Source organism: Roseovarius sp. E0-M6 (assembly GCF_037083845.1).
GTDB lineage: Bacteria > Pseudomonadota > Alphaproteobacteria > Rhodobacterales > Rhodobacteraceae > Roseovarius.
The window spans coordinates 47,511-66,140 of sequence record NZ_JBAPLA010000004.1 but is presented as its reverse complement, the minus strand read 5'-3'; the positions used below and the strand labels follow the sequence as shown (position 1 = coordinate 66,140).

At 60.1% G+C, this 18,630-nt stretch carries 18 protein-coding genes, 2 pseudogenes and 1 other annotated feature; of the genes and pseudogenes, 6 read left to right on the top strand and 14 right to left on the bottom strand.

All coding sequences use genetic code 11. The features are described from left to right. The first annotated feature begins 159 nt into the window (after positions 1–159). Positions 160–216, top strand: a sequence feature (sul1 is cis-regulatory element that is thought to sense ions involved in sulfur or methionine metabolism; They are found in Alphaproteobacteria). A 67-nt stretch (positions 217–283) separates the two neighbouring features. Next, the gene (locus tag V8359_RS11895; RefSeq protein WP_336429126.1) at positions 284–1,774 is read left to right on the top strand and encodes a SulP family inorganic anion transporter; all 1,491 of its coding nucleotides are present in this window, start codon (positions 284–286) and stop codon (positions 1,772–1,774) included. Between the two features lie 14 nt (positions 1,775–1,788). After that, positions 1,789–2,643, top strand: a pseudogene (locus tag V8359_RS11890) (universal stress protein). Between the two features lie 38 nt (positions 2,644–2,681). Here V8359_RS11890 and V8359_RS11885 read toward each other — a convergent pair. The 5 genes from V8359_RS11885 to V8359_RS11865 form a co-directional block, all read right to left on the bottom strand. Continuing rightward, the gene (locus V8359_RS11885; RefSeq protein WP_336429124.1) at positions 2,682–3,401 is read right to left on the bottom strand and encodes a hypothetical protein; all 720 of its coding nucleotides are present in this window, start codon (positions 3,399–3,401) and stop codon (positions 2,682–2,684) included. Between the two features lie 802 nt (positions 3,402–4,203). Continuing rightward, positions 4,204–4,977, bottom strand: coding sequence for an SDR family NAD(P)-dependent oxidoreductase (locus tag V8359_RS11880; protein ID WP_336429123.1), 774 nt, complete (start codon positions 4,975–4,977; stop codon positions 4,204–4,206). Next, entirely contained in the window at positions 4,974–5,903 is a 930-nt protein-coding gene (locus tag V8359_RS11875; RefSeq protein ID WP_336429122.1) for an SDR family oxidoreductase, read from the bottom strand. Before V8359_RS11875 ends, V8359_RS11880 begins: the two co-directional genes overlap by 4 nt. Beyond that, positions 5,900–6,796 (bottom strand): bile acid:sodium symporter family protein, encoded by an 897-nt coding sequence (locus tag V8359_RS11870; RefSeq protein WP_336429121.1) that lies wholly within the window; start codon positions 6,794–6,796, stop codon positions 5,900–5,902. The genes V8359_RS11875 and V8359_RS11870 overlap by 4 nt, the downstream gene beginning before the upstream one ends. Then, positions 6,793–8,109, bottom strand: coding sequence for a flavin-containing monooxygenase (locus tag V8359_RS11865; RefSeq protein WP_336429120.1), 1,317 nt, complete (start codon positions 8,107–8,109; stop codon positions 6,793–6,795). The genes V8359_RS11870 and V8359_RS11865 overlap by 4 nt, the downstream gene beginning before the upstream one ends. A 59-nt stretch (positions 8,110–8,168) precedes the next feature. Here V8359_RS11865 and V8359_RS11860 point away from each other — a divergent pair, with 59 nt between their 5' ends. Further along, a complete protein-coding gene (locus tag V8359_RS11860) occupies positions 8,169–8,837 on the top strand; it encodes a TetR/AcrR family transcriptional regulator (protein ID WP_336429119.1) in 669 nt (222 codons plus the stop codon). A 212-nt stretch (positions 8,838–9,049) separates the two neighbouring features. Here V8359_RS11860 and V8359_RS11855 read toward each other — a convergent pair whose 3' ends face one another. The 4 genes from V8359_RS11855 to V8359_RS11840 form a co-directional block, all read right to left on the bottom strand. Further along, the gene (locus V8359_RS11855) at positions 9,050–9,727 is read right to left on the bottom strand and encodes a DUF6064 family protein (protein WP_336429118.1); all 678 of its coding nucleotides are present in this window, start codon (positions 9,725–9,727) and stop codon (positions 9,050–9,052) included. Further along, a complete protein-coding gene (locus V8359_RS11850) occupies positions 9,727–10,632 on the bottom strand; it encodes an aldo/keto reductase (protein ID WP_336429117.1) in 906 nt (301 codons plus the stop codon). Before V8359_RS11850 ends, V8359_RS11855 begins: the two co-directional genes overlap by 1 nt. Before the next feature lie 57 nt (positions 10,633–10,689). Next, positions 10,690–11,427, bottom strand: a complete 738-nt coding sequence (locus V8359_RS11845) for a dienelactone hydrolase family protein (RefSeq protein WP_336429116.1) — start codon at positions 11,425–11,427, stop codon at positions 10,690–10,692. Positions 11,428–11,605: 178 nt separating this feature from the next. Further along, complete coding sequence (locus tag V8359_RS11840; protein WP_336429115.1) at positions 11,606–12,265, bottom strand: rhomboid family intramembrane serine protease; 660 nt, start codon at positions 12,263–12,265, stop codon at positions 11,606–11,608. 300 nt (positions 12,266–12,565) lie between these two features. Here V8359_RS11840 and V8359_RS11835 point away from each other — a divergent pair, with 300 nt between their 5' ends. Continuing rightward, positions 12,566–12,880, top strand: coding sequence for an HPF/RaiA family ribosome-associated protein (locus tag V8359_RS11835; RefSeq protein WP_336429114.1), 315 nt, complete (start codon positions 12,566–12,568; stop codon positions 12,878–12,880). A 32-nt stretch (positions 12,881–12,912) separates the two neighbouring features. Then, positions 12,913–14,772 carry an SLC13 family permease gene (locus tag V8359_RS11830; RefSeq protein WP_336429113.1) on the top strand — a complete coding sequence of 620 codons (1,860 nt, stop codon included), beginning with the start codon at positions 12,913–12,915 and terminating at the stop codon, positions 14,770–14,772. 93 nt (positions 14,773–14,865) lie between these two features. Here the strand turns inward: V8359_RS11830 and V8359_RS11825 are convergent, their stop codons facing one another. The 5 genes and pseudogenes from V8359_RS11825 to V8359_RS11805 all read right to left on the bottom strand — a co-directional run bounded on the left by V8359_RS11825 (position 14,866) and on the right by V8359_RS11805 (position 17,898). Continuing rightward, positions 14,866–15,024 (bottom strand): SDR family oxidoreductase, encoded by a 159-nt coding sequence (locus tag V8359_RS11825; RefSeq protein ID WP_336429369.1) that lies wholly within the window; start codon positions 15,022–15,024, stop codon positions 14,866–14,868. Then, positions 14,976–15,193, bottom strand: a pseudogene (locus V8359_RS19330) (IS6 family transposase); the annotation flags it as partial. The pseudogene V8359_RS19330 and the gene V8359_RS11825, both read right to left, overlap by 49 nt. Before the next feature lie 102 nt (positions 15,194–15,295). After that, positions 15,296–15,727: an acyl-CoA thioesterase gene (locus tag V8359_RS11815; protein WP_336429112.1), complete on the bottom strand. Its 432-nt coding sequence runs from the start codon at positions 15,725–15,727 to the stop codon at positions 15,296–15,298. Beyond that, positions 15,727–16,887, bottom strand: coding sequence for an iron-containing alcohol dehydrogenase (locus V8359_RS11810; RefSeq protein WP_336429111.1), 1,161 nt, complete (start codon positions 16,885–16,887; stop codon positions 15,727–15,729). The genes V8359_RS11815 and V8359_RS11810 overlap by 1 nt, the downstream gene beginning before the upstream one ends. A 240-nt stretch (positions 16,888–17,127) precedes the next feature. Beyond that, complete coding sequence (locus V8359_RS11805; RefSeq protein WP_336429109.1) at positions 17,128–17,898, bottom strand: enoyl-CoA hydratase/isomerase family protein; 771 nt, start codon at positions 17,896–17,898, stop codon at positions 17,128–17,130. A gap of 170 nt (positions 17,899–18,068) precedes the next feature. Between V8359_RS11805 and V8359_RS11800 the strand changes: the two genes are divergently transcribed. Continuing rightward, the gene (locus V8359_RS11800; protein ID WP_336429108.1) at positions 18,069–18,629 is read left to right on the top strand and encodes a PadR family transcriptional regulator; all 561 of its coding nucleotides are present in this window, start codon (positions 18,069–18,071) and stop codon (positions 18,627–18,629) included. Position 18,630: the final 1 nt, after the last annotated feature.

Genomic DNA, 18,630 nt, shown 5'->3' with positions numbered 1-18,630 from the left:
CGTGACAGGCGCCTGTTGCTGCTCGCGAAATCGCTTTGATGAAATGTGGAGGCTGCCCAACCTTGTCCGAGCCGGTGAATGAGACATAGCCGTTTCACCGAGGCGCAGATTATCCGGGTGCTCTTCTCTCGATAACTCTCTATGCGGCGGCGCAGCGAACCTGGACCCGGAACATATACCGGGTGGCTCTTCCGGCCGCCGATCCGCCGGACAACGACAGACAATTGTGCGCGTGCACTCCGGCTTTGCCCTCAAGGCCTTGCCGGTATCGGATACCTGTAACATGATTTCACTCGACGCTTATCGCAGCCAGTGGCTGGGAAATATTCGCGGCGATCTGCTGGCCGGTCTGGTGGTGGCGCTGGCGCTCATTCCCGAGGCGATCGCCTTTTCGATCATTGCCGGTGTCGACCCGAAGGTCGGCCTTTATGCCAGCTTCTCGATCGCCGTGATCGTCGCGATCACCGGAGGCAGACCCGGCATGATTTCGGCTGCGACCGCGGCCACCGCTGTTCTGATGATCACGCTCGTGAAGGACCACGGCTTGCAATACCTTTTGGCGGCAACAGTTCTCGCGGGTCTGTTGCAGATCGCAGCCGGGATTTTGAAGCTGGGCTTCATCATGCGTTACGTGTCGAAATCCGTCATGACAGGGTTCGTGAATGCTCTCGCCATTCTGATCTTCATGGCGCAACTGCCCGAGCTCGATCCACGCCACGTTACTTGGGTTACCTATGTTCTGGTCGCAGCCGGCCTTGCGATCATCTATCTGTTTCCACGCCTGACAAAAGCGATCCCTTCGCCGCTTGTCACCATTGTCTTGCTCACCGCGCTGGCCTTTGCGCTTGGTCTTGACGTGCGCACGGTGGGCGACATGGGTGAGCTGCCCGACACGCTTCCGGTTTTTCTCATTCCGCAGATCCCGCTTACCTTCGAGACCTTGATGATCATCCTGCCTTATTCGGTGGCGGTGGCTGTCGTGGGTCTTCTGGAAAGCCTGATGACGCAGAATATCGTTGATGATCTGACCGACACGAAATCGAACCGCAATCAAGAGTGCATCGGTCAGGGTGTGGCCAACACCGCGACGGGATTCATCGGTGGCATGGCGGGCTGTGCCATGATCGGACAGTCAATCATCAACGTGAAATCCGGCGGACGCGGGCGGCTGTCGTGCTTTGCGGCAGGTGTTTGCCTGCTGTTCATGGTGGTGGTTCTGGGCGATCTGGTCAGCATCATCCCTATGGCAGCTCTTGTGGCGATCATGATCATGGTCTCGATCGGTACCTTTTCATGGTCTTCGATCAAGGCGCTTACGGTGCATCCCAGATCCTCATCCATCGTGATGATCGCCACGGTCGTGACAGTCGTCTACACCCATAACCTTGCGATCGGGGTGCTTGTGGGGGTGCTGCTTTCGGGGATCTTCTTTGCGGGCAAAATCGCGCAACTCTTTAGTGTTCGCTCCGAGATCAGTGATGATGGGCGTGTGCGCACTTATCACGTTGAAGGACAGCTTTTCTATGGATCGGTCGAGGACTTCATGAACGCCTTCGACTTCAAGGAGGCCGCAGAGCAGGTGGTGATCGACGTGAGCCGCGCGCATATCTGGGATATCAGCTCGGTGCAGGCATTGGACATGGCGATCCTCAAGTTCCGCCGCGACGGGGCCGAGGTTGAGGTCGTCGGTATGAACGAAGCGACCGAGACCCTTGTCGACCGGCTTGCCATCCATGACAAGCCCGGCGCGATGGACACGTTGATGGATCACTGAGGGAGGTGAAAATCATGACAAAGAAAATTATCGCGTTGGTGGATGGGTCGATCTATTCGGAAAGCGTGTGTCATCACGCGGCATGGATCGCCAAGAGAACCGAAGCCCCGGTAGAGTTGATCCATGTCCTTGGCCGGCGCGAAAACTCGGCCGACACGGACTTGTCAGGCGCGATCCGACTGGGCGCGCGCACCAAGCTTCTTGAAGAGCTCGCCGATTTGGACGCGCAACGCGCCAAACTGGTGAGTCATCGCGGCCGAGCTGTCCTTGAGGACGCGCGCGCCATCGTCGATCAGGATGGCGTGACAGAAATCACCACACGCTTGCGCCACGGTGATATCGTCGAGGCGATTTCCGAGATTGAAGAGGACGCCCGTGTCATCCTGATCGGCAAGCGCGGCGAAGCTGCGGATTTCGCCAAGGGACATCTTGGCTCGAACCTCGAGCGTATCGTGCGCGCAGCCCATCGGCCGGTCTTTGTCGCATCGCGCGCGTTTCATCCCATTCAGTCGGTGCTGGTCGCTTATGACGGCGGCAGCTCGTCGATGAAGGCGGTGGATCATATCGCGCAAAGCCCGCTTTTTGCGGATCTCAAAGTTACGGTCGTCACAGTCGGCAGCGAAACCAAAGAGATCAAGAAGGGACTGGCAGATGCCAAGGCGTTGCTCAAGGCGGCTGGCATTGAGGCGGATACGCGTGTCATTTCCGGCCAACCTGAGACCGAACTCGGCGCGCTTGTCGAGGAGGAGGGCTTTGGCATGGTCGTGATGGGGGCCTATGGCCATAGCCGCATCTGAAGCCTTGTTATCGGCTCAACCACGACCGAAATGGTTCGAAGCTGCAAGGTTCCTGTCGTTCTGATGCGATAGCGGACAAGGCGGGGCTGGCGCCATCTGGTCTATGCGCGTCATCCACCCTCGGCCCGTGCCAGATAAACTGTTTGAGTGAACGGGTTGCCCGTCAGTGGATTGTCGAAGGTCACAGGTTCCGCCCAAGCCTCGGGAAAGGCAGAGGCAAGACGATCGAGAAAGCGTTGATCGGTCACCTTGTCCGACCATAATCCAAAGACACCACCGGGTTTCAGGTGGCGTTTGAGAGCGCGCAATCCGTCGGGTTGGTAGAAACTGTCGCTGCGCTCATCCAGCAGGTGATCAGGGGCATGGTCGATATCGGCAAGGATCGCGTCAAATTGACGACCCGGTTTCTCATGATCAAACCCGTCGCCCGCGGCCATGGCGAAGAAGTCGCCCTCGACCAATCGGCAACCCGCATTGTCAGCCAGTCGCGTTCCCATTGGCAGGATGCCGCTTTCGTGCCACTCGATAACCGGGGCAAGATATTCGACCACCTGAAGGTCCGCGACCCTTGGCTCGGACAAAACAGCCTCGGCCGTGTAGCCAAGACCAAGACCGCCCACCACGATTTCAAGAGTGTCGCCCCTGCATGCCGCGACCCCCAAGCGACCCAGGGCAACTTCGGAGGCCGTGAAATGGCTGGTCATAAGGAAATCCTGCCCCAGCATTATTTCCCACACATCCACACCAAGCCGCAGATCGCGGCGTCGGCGCAGGCTGAGCGCGCCAATCGGCGTTGGGCAGTAGTCGAGTTCTTCAAAAAATGCGCTCATGTCCTGCCCGCCTCAAAACGGTGCGGTCTCCATTGCGTGGGGTTATGGGGGTGACCCTTTATCGGCCGGGTCGCGGTGAATTTCAATCGTGACGATATTTTTCCAACCCAACCCGCGCAGTTGCCGTTGGGCGCGATGAGCTTGTTGATCGCAGACAATGGCTTTGGCGCGGATAAGCTGATCCTCGTCAGAGGTGGCGCGGTTCGGTCTTGAAACCCGCATCGCCACGCTGGACATTGAACAGGCACGCGGTGATGGCGGCAGGCGGCAGGCCTGGGATTTTCGCCGGCGGGGCGATCGAGTTCGGATTTGCAAAAGCTGCGGATGACGCGAAACTTATCCTTGCATCGGGCGCGAGTGTGCAAGCGGTCGAAGGCGTGTTCGCAGCCGATGACGTAGGCCTTTATGCATTTGGCGGCTCGATTGAGCAGAACGTCTTCAAGGGGATTGTCGAAACGCTGGTTCTGCTCGAGCCCAACGAGGAGGTGGTGAGCAAAACCTTTGTTGCAGAAGGTGACGGTGATGGAATGACGGCCAGAACACCGACCTTGGTGGCTGTGACGATCCGCGGACCGGCGGGCGAGCGTATCGCGCGCCTGCCGCTGATGATTGCCGCGGGGCGCAGGCGAGAGCGAAGGCCAGGATCAAGGCAAAGCAGAGACCGTCTCGATGCCCAAGCTGTGGGCAGACGCCGAACTGCGGCGCAATACGGGATAGCGGGACCAAGTTTTCCTTGCCTGCCAATCCCTTCATTCTGTCCCCCTGTCCCCCTTGAAGGCGGGGGCATACGGGGCGACCCGTTTCACGAGCCGCCCTGGCTGTCCCCGCTGATGTTGCGGCGCATGGCGCGTTGGAAAAGTTTGGGCGACGCCCGCAAGAGCCATGACGAAAGCCGGGCCACGCGGCCCACGGGTATGAATTCCCGGTTTCGCTCAGCCCCCCGGATAATCATTTCGGCCGCGATTTCGGGTGGCATGTAGTCCACCCCATCCGGCGCAGATCCCGGTCGCACGACGCCATCTTCAGAGCGACCCGCATTGCCGATATTCGTGGCAACGAAGCTTGGGGCGACGATCACACAACGGACACCGTAAGGGGCTTCTTCGGATCGCAGCGATGAGAAAAAGCCCTGCAAGGCGTGTTTCGATGCGGCATAGACGGTGCGGTTATGCAGCGGTGCAAACCCGGCAACCGACGAAATGGCGAGATGCGTGCCGCCACTTTCGCGGATCGGTCGAAGGAAAGCCCGCGCCATTTCGACCGCTGCGAAATAGTTGATCTCGAACACACGCCGATGGCTGGCCGTGTCAGAGTCGGCAAATGCGCCGATCTGCGTCACGCCGGCATTATAGATGACCATGTCGATCGAGGGGCGTGCGGCGATGATGCGCGTTGCCGCCTCATTGAGCGCGTGGCCATCGGTCAGGTCCACTTTTACCGGGGACCGGCTGTCCGAGGCTTCAAGGCCCGCAATGTCGATATCCATCAGGACACAATGCCAGCCTTTCGCCTCAAGCACCTTGGCGAGCGCACGGCCCAGCCCGCCATTCCCGCCAGAGATGACCGCCGTCTTCACTGACCCGCCTCGCGTTGCCAGAGGTCGAACACCTCGGCTGAAGAAAGCTCGGGTGTGTATCCGAAGACGTGCTTTAGCCGGTCATTGGCAAGGACCGGCCTATATTGCAGAAATCGCACCTGCTCGGGACCGTATTGCGTGAGACCAAGGGGCCGGCCGATCGCAAGAGCCGCCTTCAACAGCCCGGCAGGCAGGCGCAGGACCGGTTTGTTCAACTTTGCGGCCAAAGCCTCGACCGAGAGCCAGCCATCGCCTGCCACGTTGTAGATACCCGCGGGGCCATCGGTCGCCGCCCGCGTCACGATCCGGGCAAGATCGCGGGTCCAGATGAAGACGAACGGACTGTCGCTGCCTTTTATTGCAAGAAGGCGCTTGCGCTGAAAAAGTGCGGTGATCTGATTGTCGACACCCGCGCCAAGCACAGTGCCGATGCGAAGCACGACCTGTTCAAGCTCGGGATGTTTGCTGCGGGCTTCGGCCAGTAATTCTTCGACCTGCCGCTTGTGATCGGCATAGGCGAATTCGGGGTTGCCCCGACAGGCGTCATCCTCGGTCAGGGGGATCGGGTTGTCTGCGTGATAGCCGTATGCGGCGCCCGAACTGGTGACCACCAGTCGCTTCACGCCATGGGCCAAACAGGCGGCAAGAACGTTGCGCGTGCCCGTGACGTCGACGGCATGCGCTTTTTCACGGGTCATGCCCGGCGGCGGTGTCACGATCGACGCCAGATGCACGACAACCTCGGGGCGCGCGTCGGCTATGACCGCATGGGCATCGTCTCCGGTCACGTCGAGCCGGCGGAACCTGACATGATCGGGCAGGTTGCCACGCGCCAGATCAGTGGCGAGCACGTCGCCCGGCGGCAGCGCCTCGGCCAAGGCGCGGCCGATCGTTCCCGCGCCGCCCGTGATCAGAACGCGGCTCATCGCGCGGCCTCCGTGCGGGACATCATATATGCCAGCGCCAGACCCGAGACCGCGTGCCAGATACCCCAGAACGCCGCCACGACCGCCATACCCCCAAGCCCGCCGAAAAAGCCGAAGATAAGAACCAGCCCTAGACCGGAATTCTGGATTCCGGTTTCAATGGTGACGGCCCGCCGGTCAAAAGGCGACAGCCGGGCCAGACTTGCCGTGGCAAACCCCCCGCCAAGGGCAAGCGCGTTATGCGCAATCACCAGCCCCGCGATGATGCCTGCAAAGCTCAGGAACTGTGCCCAGTTCGCAGCAAGGGCAAGCCCGACAAAGCCCACGAAGATCACCAAGGAAAGCCATTGCAGCGGTCCATGCAGCCGGGCGGCCACGTCCGGGCGTTTGACATTCAGCGCCACGCCCAGCACCAGCGGCAGGATCAGCATCAGCCCGACCGTGATCGCGATGCCGACCGGATCGATGGCCGTCGCGCGCAAGATTTCGGCGGATGGGGCATAAAGGCTTCCCCAGAAAGCGATATTGACCGGTGTCAACAGGATCGCCCCGACAGTCGCGAAAGCTGTCATCGAAACCGAAAGCGCGGCGTTTCCGCCCGCCCTGTAGGTGATGAAGTTTGAGATGTTGCCGCCGGGACAGGCCGCCACCAGTATCAGCCCGAGTGCGACCGACGCCTGCGGCTGAACCACGAGAACAAGCAGGAACGTCAGCGCCGGCAAAACCACGAATTGTGACAAAAGCCCGACGACAAGGGGCTTGGGTGCCTTCGCCAGAACCTTGAAATCCCGTGGCTTCAGGTCAATCGCGATCGAGAACATGACCACCGCGAGGATCCCGTTGAGCAGCAAGAGCGAGGTGGGAGAGAATTGGAGAACGGCGTCGTCAATCATGCCGCGCGGCCTGTGAGCTTGCCAATCCATCGGCGCACGGCCTTCCGGTAGGTCGCCTTGTCCACGTAATAGGCCATGCGTGGCAGGTCGATATAATTCATGCCGCCCGTCGCGCGGGAAAAGTCTTGTGATTTGGTCTGTTGGAGCGCCGTTGCGGCAGGCGCGCCCTCGCGCAGCCCCTTGATATAGCGCACGACCATTTCGGCCTGTTCATGACGCCCTTGCCAGCCAAGGCCCGAAGCCTCGACCATGCCAAGCACAAAAAGATCATCTCGCTGGGGGTGCATGCAGTTAAGGTAAAGATGCGGTGCGTCACCCTGCCAATTGAGCAGCCCGTCACCGATGAACGGATAATCCAGCTTATAGCCGGTGGCGGCAAGAACCATGTCATAGTAGGCGCTTGTGCCGTCCTTGAAGTATACGGTCTGCCCGTCAAACCGGTCGATGTCCGGGCGGATCGTGATATCCCCATGGCCCGCATGGTAGAGCACCAGCGAATTCACCACCGGATGGCTTTCGTAAAGTTTGTAATCAGGCTTGGGAAAACCGTATTTCTGAGGGTCGCCCACGAACCACTTCAGGATCATGCCGTCGACAATTCGCTTCAGGGCCATGGGCAGCTTGATCGCGCCGCCAAGGGTGTCGGCGGGTTTGCCGAAAACGTATTTTGGCACGAAATGATACCCGCGCCGCATCGACAGATCACAGGATATCCCGTGATGGATCGCGTCCACGGCAATGTCGCACCCGGAATTCCCGGCCCCGATAACGAGGACGCGCTTGTCCTTGAACTGATCGGGATAGCGATATTGCGATGAATGGATAAGGTCGCCGTCGAACTTGCCGTCAAAGGTCGGCATGTTCGGCGTGCTGAGTGTTCCGTTGGCGATGAGCAGGCCAGCAAAATCTTCGCTATGCTCGCCCTCGGCATCGCGCCAGATCACCCGCCAGCCGTCGCCGGGGGCGCCAAGTGGCGTGCAGGACAGGACTTCGGCCCCGAAGCGATAATGCCGGGAAATGTCGAAATGCCGGGCGAAATCCTGAAAATACCGTTTCATTTCGCGGTGCGACGGGTATTCGGCCGCGTCCTCGTGCATCGGAAAGTCGGCAAACTCGGTCATGGTTTTGGACGAGATAAGATGCGCGGTTTCGTACATGGTCGAGCGCGGGCCATCTATGTCCCAAAGGCCGCCCACCCCGGAGTTCAGTTCAAACCCCTGAAATTCGATGTCTTGCTCAAGCAGCAATTTCGCCGCTGCCAATCCCATTGGGCCAGCCCCGATAAGGGCAAGCCGATCGCGCGTTTGCTTCATTGTGTGCTCCCTTGAAGGATTAACTTGAACAAATGTTCAAAATAAGGCAAGCTATTTTCATGAGCGAAGTGCAAGAACAAGATTTAAAACGAAAAAGAGCACCATCAAAGCGGGCCCTCGCGACCAAGAAGCGTGTTTTCGATGCCGCCGAACGGGTGTTTGCAAAGCATGGATTCGATGGGGCGACCATCCGGGATATCGCCACCGAGGCCGGGGAGCCGGTGGGAACCATCCACCATCACGGCGGCGGCAAGGACGCATTGTTTCATCGAACGGTTGCGCGCCGGGCAGAGCATCTGTCGCGCGTGCGGCTCGATGCGCTTGACCGGCTGCGTGCCGAAAACAACCTCGCGCTTGTGCCTCTCCTCGATGCCTTCATGCGTCCGTTTTTCGAGCTGTCAACAGAAGAGCCGCGCTGGCGCGATTACGCCCGCCTCGTGGCCTTCGTCTCGGCGGATGACCGGTGGCGCGCCATCTCTGCCGAATGTTTCGATCCCACAGCCGATATATTCCTGACCGAGATCATGGCCCTTTTGCCCGATGCCCCCCGAACCAAGATCGCAGAGGGTTTCGTCTTTTCGGTGTCGGCGATGCTCGCGCTTTTGACGTCACAGGGCCGGATTGGGGCGCTCGGTGGTGGATGCACCTCACAAGAGGGTCAGGTCGACCATCTCGTGTGGTATTGTGCCGCCGGATTGACCTGTCAAACGTCACCGACCTCTTGCTGAGCTCCGCCGGGGCCGGAAAACGGACCTAGCCATTCCATCGGAACCGCCATGAGCAAGCGCCTAAATCGTTCCCCCGCCATCGACCTCAAGGATTAAACCGGTCAGGAACGCGGCCTCGTCCGACACAAGGAAGGCCGCGTCGCGGCTTGGGGCGGTATCCTTTTAGCGCCTCTTCAATGCTAAAAGAGCCTGCCCCATCTATGGGAAAAAGCTTACTCCGGGTTTGCGGGCCGTTTGCCAAGTAAAATCAACCCGACCAAACCAACCCCCAGCCCAAGAGCTGGCGCCATGGCCGCCGGGCCATTCAACGCATAGAGCGTTAGCGCGCTTTGGCAAAGCCAGACACACGGGAGCGCAAGCACCGCCAACCTGTGCCAGCGCCCTGAGACGAGAAACGCGACCCCGAGGCTTGCAAAGGCCGTGGGGTCCGGCGCGATCCCGACGATCTCCGCACTTGCCATCGTGCGACCCTGCCACAGGGCGAGGCCGGGATAGGCCAGTGTTGCCGCCAGAATGACGCCATAGCCTGTCATCCGCTCGGGCCTCGTGTTGCGGCCCATTGCGCGTCCCCGCACCGCAAGAAAGGCAAACGCGATAGCTTGCAGCATGAAGGCGGGGCCAACATATGTCATCGTCCAGTTCACCGGCGCATAGCGTTGCAGAATGAAATTCCACCCCACCAACAGCCACGCCAAGGCCAAGAGCCCACAGATCGACCGGAGCCCGGCCTCGGGGCGCCACGCGTGCAGACCAAGGGCGATCAGCAGCGCCAGCGGGGCGAGCAACGGCATGGGCCAGAGCGCGGTGTTTTCCAGGTCAAACAACCGCCAATACACACGCTCGGAAAAGAGCATCAGGTCGGATAGCTCATAGGTGAACATGTCACTCATCAGAGGTCTCGGAAATGTGCGATGATCCGGCGGCGCATGTCCGCATCAGGCAAGGGCCCGGTCGCCGCGGCCTTGTTCTCGCGCATATGCGCGACTTTCGTGGTCGCGGGGATGGCCACGGGCAGGGCAGGGTGCGAAATGATGAACTTCAGCAAAAGCTGTGGCCAGTTGTCCGCACCAAGCTCTTGGGCCACATCCGGTAACGGACGCCCCTTCAGTGCCCGGGGCAGCGCGCCGCGCCGAAAGGGGCGGTTCGCGATGACGGCAATGCCCTTCTCGCGGGCCAACGGCAAAAGCCGGTCCTCTGCCTCCCGGTCGGCGAGGTTATAGGTCAGTTGAACGGTGTCCACCGGATAATCGCGCATCACCCGTTCAAGAAGCCTGTGACGGCGCCCATGTGATGTCGTCAGACCGACATGAGCAAGCCGACCATCGTCTTTCATCCCGAATAGCGTTTCAAGATGTGCCTCCCATGAAACAAGATTATGGACTTGCAGAAGGTCGAAGGCCTCGACACCCCATGCCGCGCGGCTTTCGGTGATCTGCGCGGGGCCATGATCGGCCGTGCTGGTCCACACCTTGTCGGTCGCGAACACGGTTTCGGGATAGCCCAGCTTCTCAAGCCCGTAGCCGATCGTATCCTGTGAAGAGCCATACATCGGAGAGGAATCGATCATGCCGCCCCCATCCTCCACGAAGGCCGCGATCACCTTTGCACAAGACTCAAGCAGGACAGGATCGGTGCCGACATTGAAGGTGATCCAACTGCCAAGCCCGATCGCCGGAAGCTTTGCACCGGTCGACGGGATCGTGCGCAGCGGTGCCGCGTCGGTGGTCGACGCAAAGCCGGGCAGAGCGAACGCCGCCGCGGCCCCCGTTAGAAGTGTTCGTCGCGAAAACAGCATCGCACCTCGTTTGTTCTATCCCCCGATCCGGGCCACCGGCCTTTGACGGGGCTGGGGCTACTCGGCGCTGTAGTCCGCCAGAAAGCTCAAAAAGGCCTCCCAGCTCTCGCTATCGGCCCGCGCGTTGTAACGCTCCGAGCCAAAGACCGTGAAGGCGTGTGGCGCGTTGGAATAGATCTCAACAGTATAGGTGTTGCCCGCCTGCTCGAGCTCCGAGGCGAAGCCGGCCACGTCCTTAAGCGTGATCGACGTGTCCGCGCCGCCATGCAGCACAAGAAGCGGCGGCTCATCCCCATCCCATGACTGGCCGTCGGGCGTAGAAAGCCCACCGTGGAACGTGGCATAACCGCGTGCCTGTCCGGCCATGTCGCTGCGCGCCGTCTCAAGCGTCACGGCCCCGCCGAAACAATATCCCATGACGATCATCGCCTCCGAGTCCGAGCGCTCTTGGGCCTGTGCAATACCAGCCTGCAAAAGCGCACGCATACGCTTCCGATCATCATAGAGCGCGCCCGTTGCCGCGCGGCGGTGATCCACGGTTTCGGTCGGCGTGTCGTCGCCGAACATGTCGAGGGCGAAAGCGTCGTATCCCATCTCGGCCAACATGTCCGCACGCTTGCGCTCGTAGTCGGTCAAACCGTCCCAGTCATGTGCAATCAGAACAAGTCCCTGGGGGTTTTCCGCGGCGGCCCAGTATCCGGTCAATGCGTCTCCGTCGACCGAATAAGACACCTCATCCGCGAGCGCGGGCGACCCGATAAGCGCCGTGATCATGAAAAGATACTTGATGTTCATCAAACCTCTCCCGTCTCTGTTCTACAGTCGCAGCTTCTGCCAAATTGGAAGCTTTTCCAACCAGTTCATATGGGGCGCAGAGCGCATCCGGCAATGTGCGTGGGCGTCACACAAAGACTGTCGCCGCTTTGGTGCCGGCGAAAAACCGCCACACCCGAACCTTGAAAGCAGGGATTCGTCAGCGTCGTGCGAAGCTTTGCCCCGAAAGCCAGCCGGCGATCCACCCACCAAGATGCGCCTGCCATGCAAGGCCACCCGAGAGGATCACGAAAAAAATGACATTGGCGGCGATAAGCCCGAGGATCGCCATCAATAGCGGCTGTAACGGCAAACCGGCCCGCCGTCTTGCCCGGTAGTCCATGACCTGCCAAAGCCCGATCAGGCCAAAGACCGCGCCGGACGCACCGATCATCGGCGCGGCGGTTGAGGATACAAGCCCGAAACAGGCCGCGCCGCCAACAGCGGCAAGAAACAGAACCAGCAACGTCCGGGCCGGGCCCACATGGTCCGCGATGAACTTGCCCAAAGACAAAAGGATCACGCTGTTCATGACAAGGTGTATCATCCCGCCATGCAGAAAGGCGTGCGTTATGAACATCAGGACGGTCTGGCCCGGATAGGCCGCTGGCACCACACCGGCCAGTACCGGCTGCCAGAACGCGCCGTAGGCGAAGACGAACCACCGCAGGCTTGACAGTCCGAAAATGCCGGATGGCGCGAGACTTAGAATTAGTTCGATCGCGGCCATGATGCCCACGAGGATCCACAGGAAACCGGGGGCGCCGGTCTGTGGGACCGGACGACGTGGCCGCGGATCGCTTGGGATTGTGTTGCTCATGGGTCGGACTTAGTCCTTCCCGGTGAGGGCGCCAAGAGCGAACATTCGCGGAGGATCACCCGGATTCGCGCAAAACTCCGACGTGCTGAGAGCGATCAACCCCTGTCGCGATCCGCTCAAACCGCAACCTATCATGAAACAAATGTTTCAACCTCGGGCTGACAAGGTGGCGCTCTTTCTTCTCAGTCGTTTCGGATAGCTTGAGCAAGCTATTTCCTCTATCGACTGAACACGCGATCTATGGGGCGCGCGTCTTCGCCGATGCGCCAGTGCCAAGAATTTCAATCCGGGAGAGCCGACATGCAATTTCAACTCAACACCGACGCACATATCCAAGGCGATGATCGCTTGGCCGAAATTGCCGAAGATATGGTGACGTCTTCTCTGGGCCATCTGACAAACCGCCTAAGCCGAGTCGAGGTCCATCTTGCAGACGTGAACGCCGCCAAGGGTGGCGCTGATGATATCCTTTGCACCATCGAAGCGCGCCCTGAGGGCCTGCAGCCGCAAACCGTGACCCATGCAGATGCGACTGTGGAAGCCGCCCTGCGCGGCGGTGCCAAGAAAATGTCTGCCCTTCTGGACACCGTGTTCGGTAAACTCGGAAGACGCTGAATTCACGTCATGGAGTCTTATAGAGCATTGACATGACCACCCCCCAAATCCTGATTTTTTCTGTGCTGGGGGCAACGATGGCGTTGTTCCTGTGGGGGCGGTTTCGTCACGATGTGGTGGCACTGGCCGCGTTGATGGCATGCGTGATCGCGGGCTTGATTCCGGCCTCCGATGCCTTTCAAGGTTTTGGCCATCCGGCGGTCATTACCGTGGCCTGTGTGCTGATCCTCAGTCAGGGCTTGCAGAATACCGGCGCTGTGGACTGGCTGGCGCGGAGCGTCTTACCGCGCAACGCAGGTCGGCTGACAAGCATGTTCGCGTTGATGGGATTGGGCGCGGTCCTTTCCGGGTTCATGAACAACGTGGGTGCTATGGCGCTCCTGATGCCGATCGCAGTGCAACTGTCCGATCGGTTGGATCTGACCCCCGGTCAGGTGCTCATGCCGTTGGCCTTCGGAACCATTCTGGGCGGCATGACGACGCTGATCGGCACGCCTCCAAACCTGATCGTCTCGGGGTTTCGGCACGAGGCGGGGCTTGGGCATTTCTCAATTTTCGACTTTGCCCCGGTTGGGGCCGCCGTCGCGGCAGCGGGGGTCGTCTTCATCGCCGTTTTCGCCTGGAGACTGGTGCCAGCGCGAAAATCCGTTGCGGCCGAAGGCTTTGCCACGGGCGCTTACTTCACGGAGATGCGGGTGCCCGACGGGAGCAAAGCCGTCGGGCTGACATTGCGCGGCTTCGAACGCGAGCTTGAGGACAGCGACGTCCAGATCGTCGGCCTTGTCCGCAACGAGGTGCGACTGACCGCGCCACACGGAGGGCGGCGTATCCGCGCCGGCGACATTCTTGAGCTTGAGGCCGATGTCGATGCGCTGGCTGATGCGCTGTCGGTGTTCGACATCAAGCTGGAGCAGACCGTTGTCGCCGCCTCAAACCCGGAGTCCGAGGGGGATTCCCCGGAACAGGCGGCAAAAACCGAGATTGCGGGCGACGCTGCCACCAATGACGATGATGATGAGACGCCCAAGCGAAACAGCGAAATCGTGCTGCGCGAACTGGCGGTCTTGCCCGGCTCGACCATCGTCGGACGCTCGGCCAAGGAGATGAGCCTGCGCACGCGCTATGGTCTCAACCTGCTGGCGGTTTCGCGGGAAGGACATCCGCCGCGGGCAAGGCTGCGAACACTCGAGTTGAAGTCGGGCGATCTTCTGTTGGTGCAGGGACCGACCGATGCGGTGACAGGGTTCGTCAACGAAACAGGCTGCGTGCCCTTGGGCTTGCGTGACTTGCGTATTCCCGACAAACGCATGGCCATCGTTGCGGTTGTGATCATGCTGAGCGCGATTGGCATTGTGACCTTGGGATTGCTTCCCGCGGCCGCGGCCTTTGCACTCGGTGTGCTTGCCTCGATGGTGCTGCGCACGGTGCCGCTGCGACAGGTCTATACGTCTATCGACTGGCCGGTGATCGTGTTGCTGGCGGCGCTCATCCCTGTCGCGGGGGCCATGCAAAGCACGGACGCCGCCAAGCTTCTGGCGCAGTTTCTGGTCGAGACCATCGCACAGGGAAACGCGGTCGTCGCATTGGTCGTGATCATGATCACCACCATGTTTCTGTCGGACGTGATGAACAACGCCGCCACTGCCGCTGTTTTGTCGCCCATCGCGCTTGGTATTTCTAGGGCACTGGATGCAAATCCCGACAGCTTTCTGATGGCGGTCGCCATTGGCGCATCCTGTGCGTTCCTGACCCCGATCGGACACCAGAACAATACCTTGATCCTGGGGCCGGGTGGTTTCCGCTTTGGCGATTACTGGAAACTGGGCTTGCCACTCGAAATACTCGTGGTCTCCATCAGTATCCCGATGCTCCTGCTCGTCTGGCCGCTATAGGCCGAACATTTTTTGCCTGTACTTGACTCAATGTGTCTCCGGGCGATGATCGCTTTTGCGGCATGCCTTACGACGTCCCCCCCGCGCAGGGCGTTACCGCCCGGCTGAAATATCGAGAATCGCACCGCTCACATAAGATGCGGCATCAGAAAGTAACCATTCGACGGCGGCGGTTACCTCGTCCGCGCGTCCGATGCGGCCGAGCGGCGCTTCTTGATCTCGGCTACGACCAGCGGGCCGAACCGATACCACCAATACCGCACAGTTTCGCGGCTGACATCTATGTCGCGTTCGTGCAGAAAATCTTCAACATCGCCCAACAAAAGCGGGAATCGGATATAAAGCATGACCGCGAGAGGTATGATCCCGGGCTGCTTGTGAAATACTTGAACGGGAAGCGTTTTCCATCCGGGGAGGGCAGGGCGGCGTTCGACCTGCTTCAACCCGAGTTGCTCGCCCAGTGCCCGCCTTACCTGTGCCGTGCAGAGCGCGCAGGTAGTGTAAGCTCGTTATTGATGTTTCGTTACATAACTAGCGTTTCAAAGGCCGTTCTTCGGGCGCCCTCGACGGGGACGGGGCGTTGAGATTCGCGGTTCACGTAGACATGGATAAAAAAGCCGTTGGCTGCGGCGAGGTTTTCTCCGTCTGCGAATAGGCCGATTTCGAAGCGCACAGAGGATTTTCCAATTTGGGAAATCCTTAAACCGGCATGGACTGGTTCGGGGTAGCGCAATTGCGCGTGATACGTGCACCCGGTTTCGACCACGAGGCCGTAGGATTCGCTAATCGTGGGGTCAAGCAGGCCCTGATCCATCAGCCAACCATTTACTGCCGTGTCGAACAGGGAATAATGCACGACGTTGTTCATGTGGCCATAAATGTCATTGTCCATCCAACGGGTCTGCATCGGGCGGAAAGTTGCGAAGTCGGCACGTGAGGGGCGGTCCTTGGCCATTACCATGCCGCCTTGTAAATTTGCAACGCGTCGGCCTCGGACACCGCACGCGGATTGTTAACCAAAAGGCGGGCCTGAAGCATGGCATCGCTCGCCATTTTGGGAAGAGCGTTCTCCGGGATGTCCACGTCGCGCAAGCGTGTAGGCATGCCTAGTTCGCTTGAGAGATCGGCCAGGGCGTCTATGAAGGCCGAGCACCGGACCTGCGAGCCTTCGATACTGGCGAGTTCCGGAAAGGCGTCCGCCGCGATCTCGGCGTAGAGTGCATAGGCATCCGGTGCGTTGAAGCGTAGCACATGGGGCAGAACGAGCGCGTTCGATAGCCCGTGAGGGATGTGGAACGTGCCCCCGATCGGATAGGCCAGCGCGTGCACAGCGGCCACTGGCGAATTGGCGAAGGCCTGCCCCGCGAGCATCGAGCCCAAAAGCATGGCGCCGCGCGCATCGACATCCCCCGGCTCGGCGACGACCGTGCGGATATTGGCTCCGAGGTGCCGCAGAGCCTCGCGCGCCAGCATGCGCGAGACGGGATTGTTGTTGGCGTTGGCCGAGGCGTAGGCTTCGATCGCGTGCACCATTGCATCGACGCCGGTCGCCGCTGTGATCGGCGCGGGCAGGCCGAGCGTCAGCTCTGCGTCCAGAACCCCAATGTCTGGCAGGATCACAGGCGAGGAGACACCTCGCTTCTCTTCATCGCCGACGGTAATGATGGAAACGGACGTCACCTCGGAGCCAGTGCCAGCAGTCGTTGGCACGAGCACCAGCGGCAGACGCGGTCCCTTCGCCATCTCGACGCCCCACGCCTCGTCGAGGTCTTCGCCCGAGCCGATCAGCAGCGCCGCGAGCTTAGCCACGTCCATTGACGAGCCTCCGCCGAAGCCAATCACCCCGGTGACGTTCGCGCTCTTTCCGGCCTCAACGGCTGCCTCAAGCGTGGTGCGCGATGGGTCTGCCTCGACCTCGTCGAAAATCGTGACGTTGCATCCTGATGCTTCAAGCGAGGCAATGCCCTTGTCGCACAAACCGAGCTTGCGCAATCCGGGATCGGTGATTAGTAACACGCTCTCTCCGAGCAGAGCGCCGGCGATCTCGCCCAGTTCGGCGGAGGCGCTGGGGCGGAAGATGATGGACTTGGTGGTGTTAAACTTGAACGCTTGCATGGAGCCCTCGCTTCTTACGTGCGACAACCAAGGAGAGATCCCGGTCGAAAGGCGGTTCGTTTCGTGCCGCGCGCCAACCAAATCTTACCATAGCTTGTTATGAAAATCGAAAAAAATCGCATGATTACAGAGCCCAATGGCATGTGCAGGCCAAGCGCCGCGATGCATAGGCCAGACGTTTCGAACCTAGCGATCTGACCCCTCGAGCCGTGCTTCGGCAAGGTATGCATGCAGTGTTTTTCACCGGCCCGTGAACCGGGGCGAGCGTTTCTCGTTGAAAGCTGCGCGTCCCTCGGCATAGTCATGGCTGGCCGCGGCCTCGTTGATCAGCGCGTCGGCCTGCGCGTCATCTAACTGTCCATGGACAAGGCCATTTAGGATGTACTTTGCCCCTGCCTGGCTCAGCGGCGCGAGGGCCGAAAGATCCCGAGCTAAGGCCAATGCCTCTTCCATCGGATCCTCACAGAGCCTGTCGGCGAAGCCCATCTCGAGCGCCTCGGCAGCACCGAACCGCTCAGCCGAAAAGAGGATGCGCTTGGCGTTGGCTAGGCCTACGAGCGCCAACAGCTTGCGTGTCCCCTTGACGCCATAGACGATCGACAAGCGAGAGGCCGGGATCCCGCATACCGCGTCCGGGTGAACGAAGCGGAAATCGGCGGACATGGCCAGATGCGCGCCGCCGCCCAGCGTGTAGCCACGCATCACGGCGATTACTGGCTTGGGTGCATTGGTGATTGCCTCGCAAGCCGCGTCGACGGCCACCTCATATCTCTGTGCCTTCTTCGGGTCGTCGCGGATGCTGGCGAATTCTGAAATGTTCGCGCCGGACGAGAAATCCGTTCCCGCCCCTGTGAGAAGGATCGTCCGCACGCTGCGGTCGGATGACAACTCGGAAAAGGTCTCGGCTAAGGATCGCCACATCGCATAGGTGATTGAATTGCGCTGTTCGGGTTGGTTGATTATGACGGTCGCAATGCCTTGCTCGGCTCGCTCAAGAACGATTTTTTCCATGTTTTCTTTTCCTTATACGCAGGTCGAGTATCAAATCGGCGAACTGGAGCCGCAATAGCCATTGCGCCAACCATTAGTCTTTCTATACGTACCGAGAAGCTAGGGGCTCTTCCCTCTCCGGCATGATTGCTGCAAAGTGAGCCGCAGTTTTTCTGGAGGCACCAAGGAAAATGTCGCTCAAGTTCGCTCTTCTCGGTTTGGTGTCCATCAGGCCCGCTTCCGGCTATGATCTGAAGCGGTCCATCGAGCGCTCCATCTACTACATCTGGAACGCGACTTCTCCGCAGATTTACAGCACGCTGCGCAAATTGCGTGACGAGGGCTTCATCACCACGGAGTATCTGCCGCAGGAAGGCAAGCCAGACAAACAGATCCACACCATCACCGACCGCGGGCGCGACGCGCTCTACAAGTTTGTCAGCGAACCCATCCGCTCCTCGATCACCCGCGATGAGGTGCTCCTGCGAATTTTTCTCGGCAACTTCACCGACGACCGGATCATGCGCGAGGAGTTGCGCGCCTATCTGGAGCGGATCGTGGAGGATCGGACCTACCTCGAAAGCGTGGAGACGCGAATCACGGCTCATCCGGGAGACCATTTGGAAGCACGAAAATACCAGCTCCTTTCGTTGCGTGTGCGTGTAGCCCAGTACCGCGCCATGGAAGCAGAGCTTTCCTTCTTCCTCGCCGCCGAGGGCAAGGATATCCCGGACGGCGCTGGATCACAGTAGT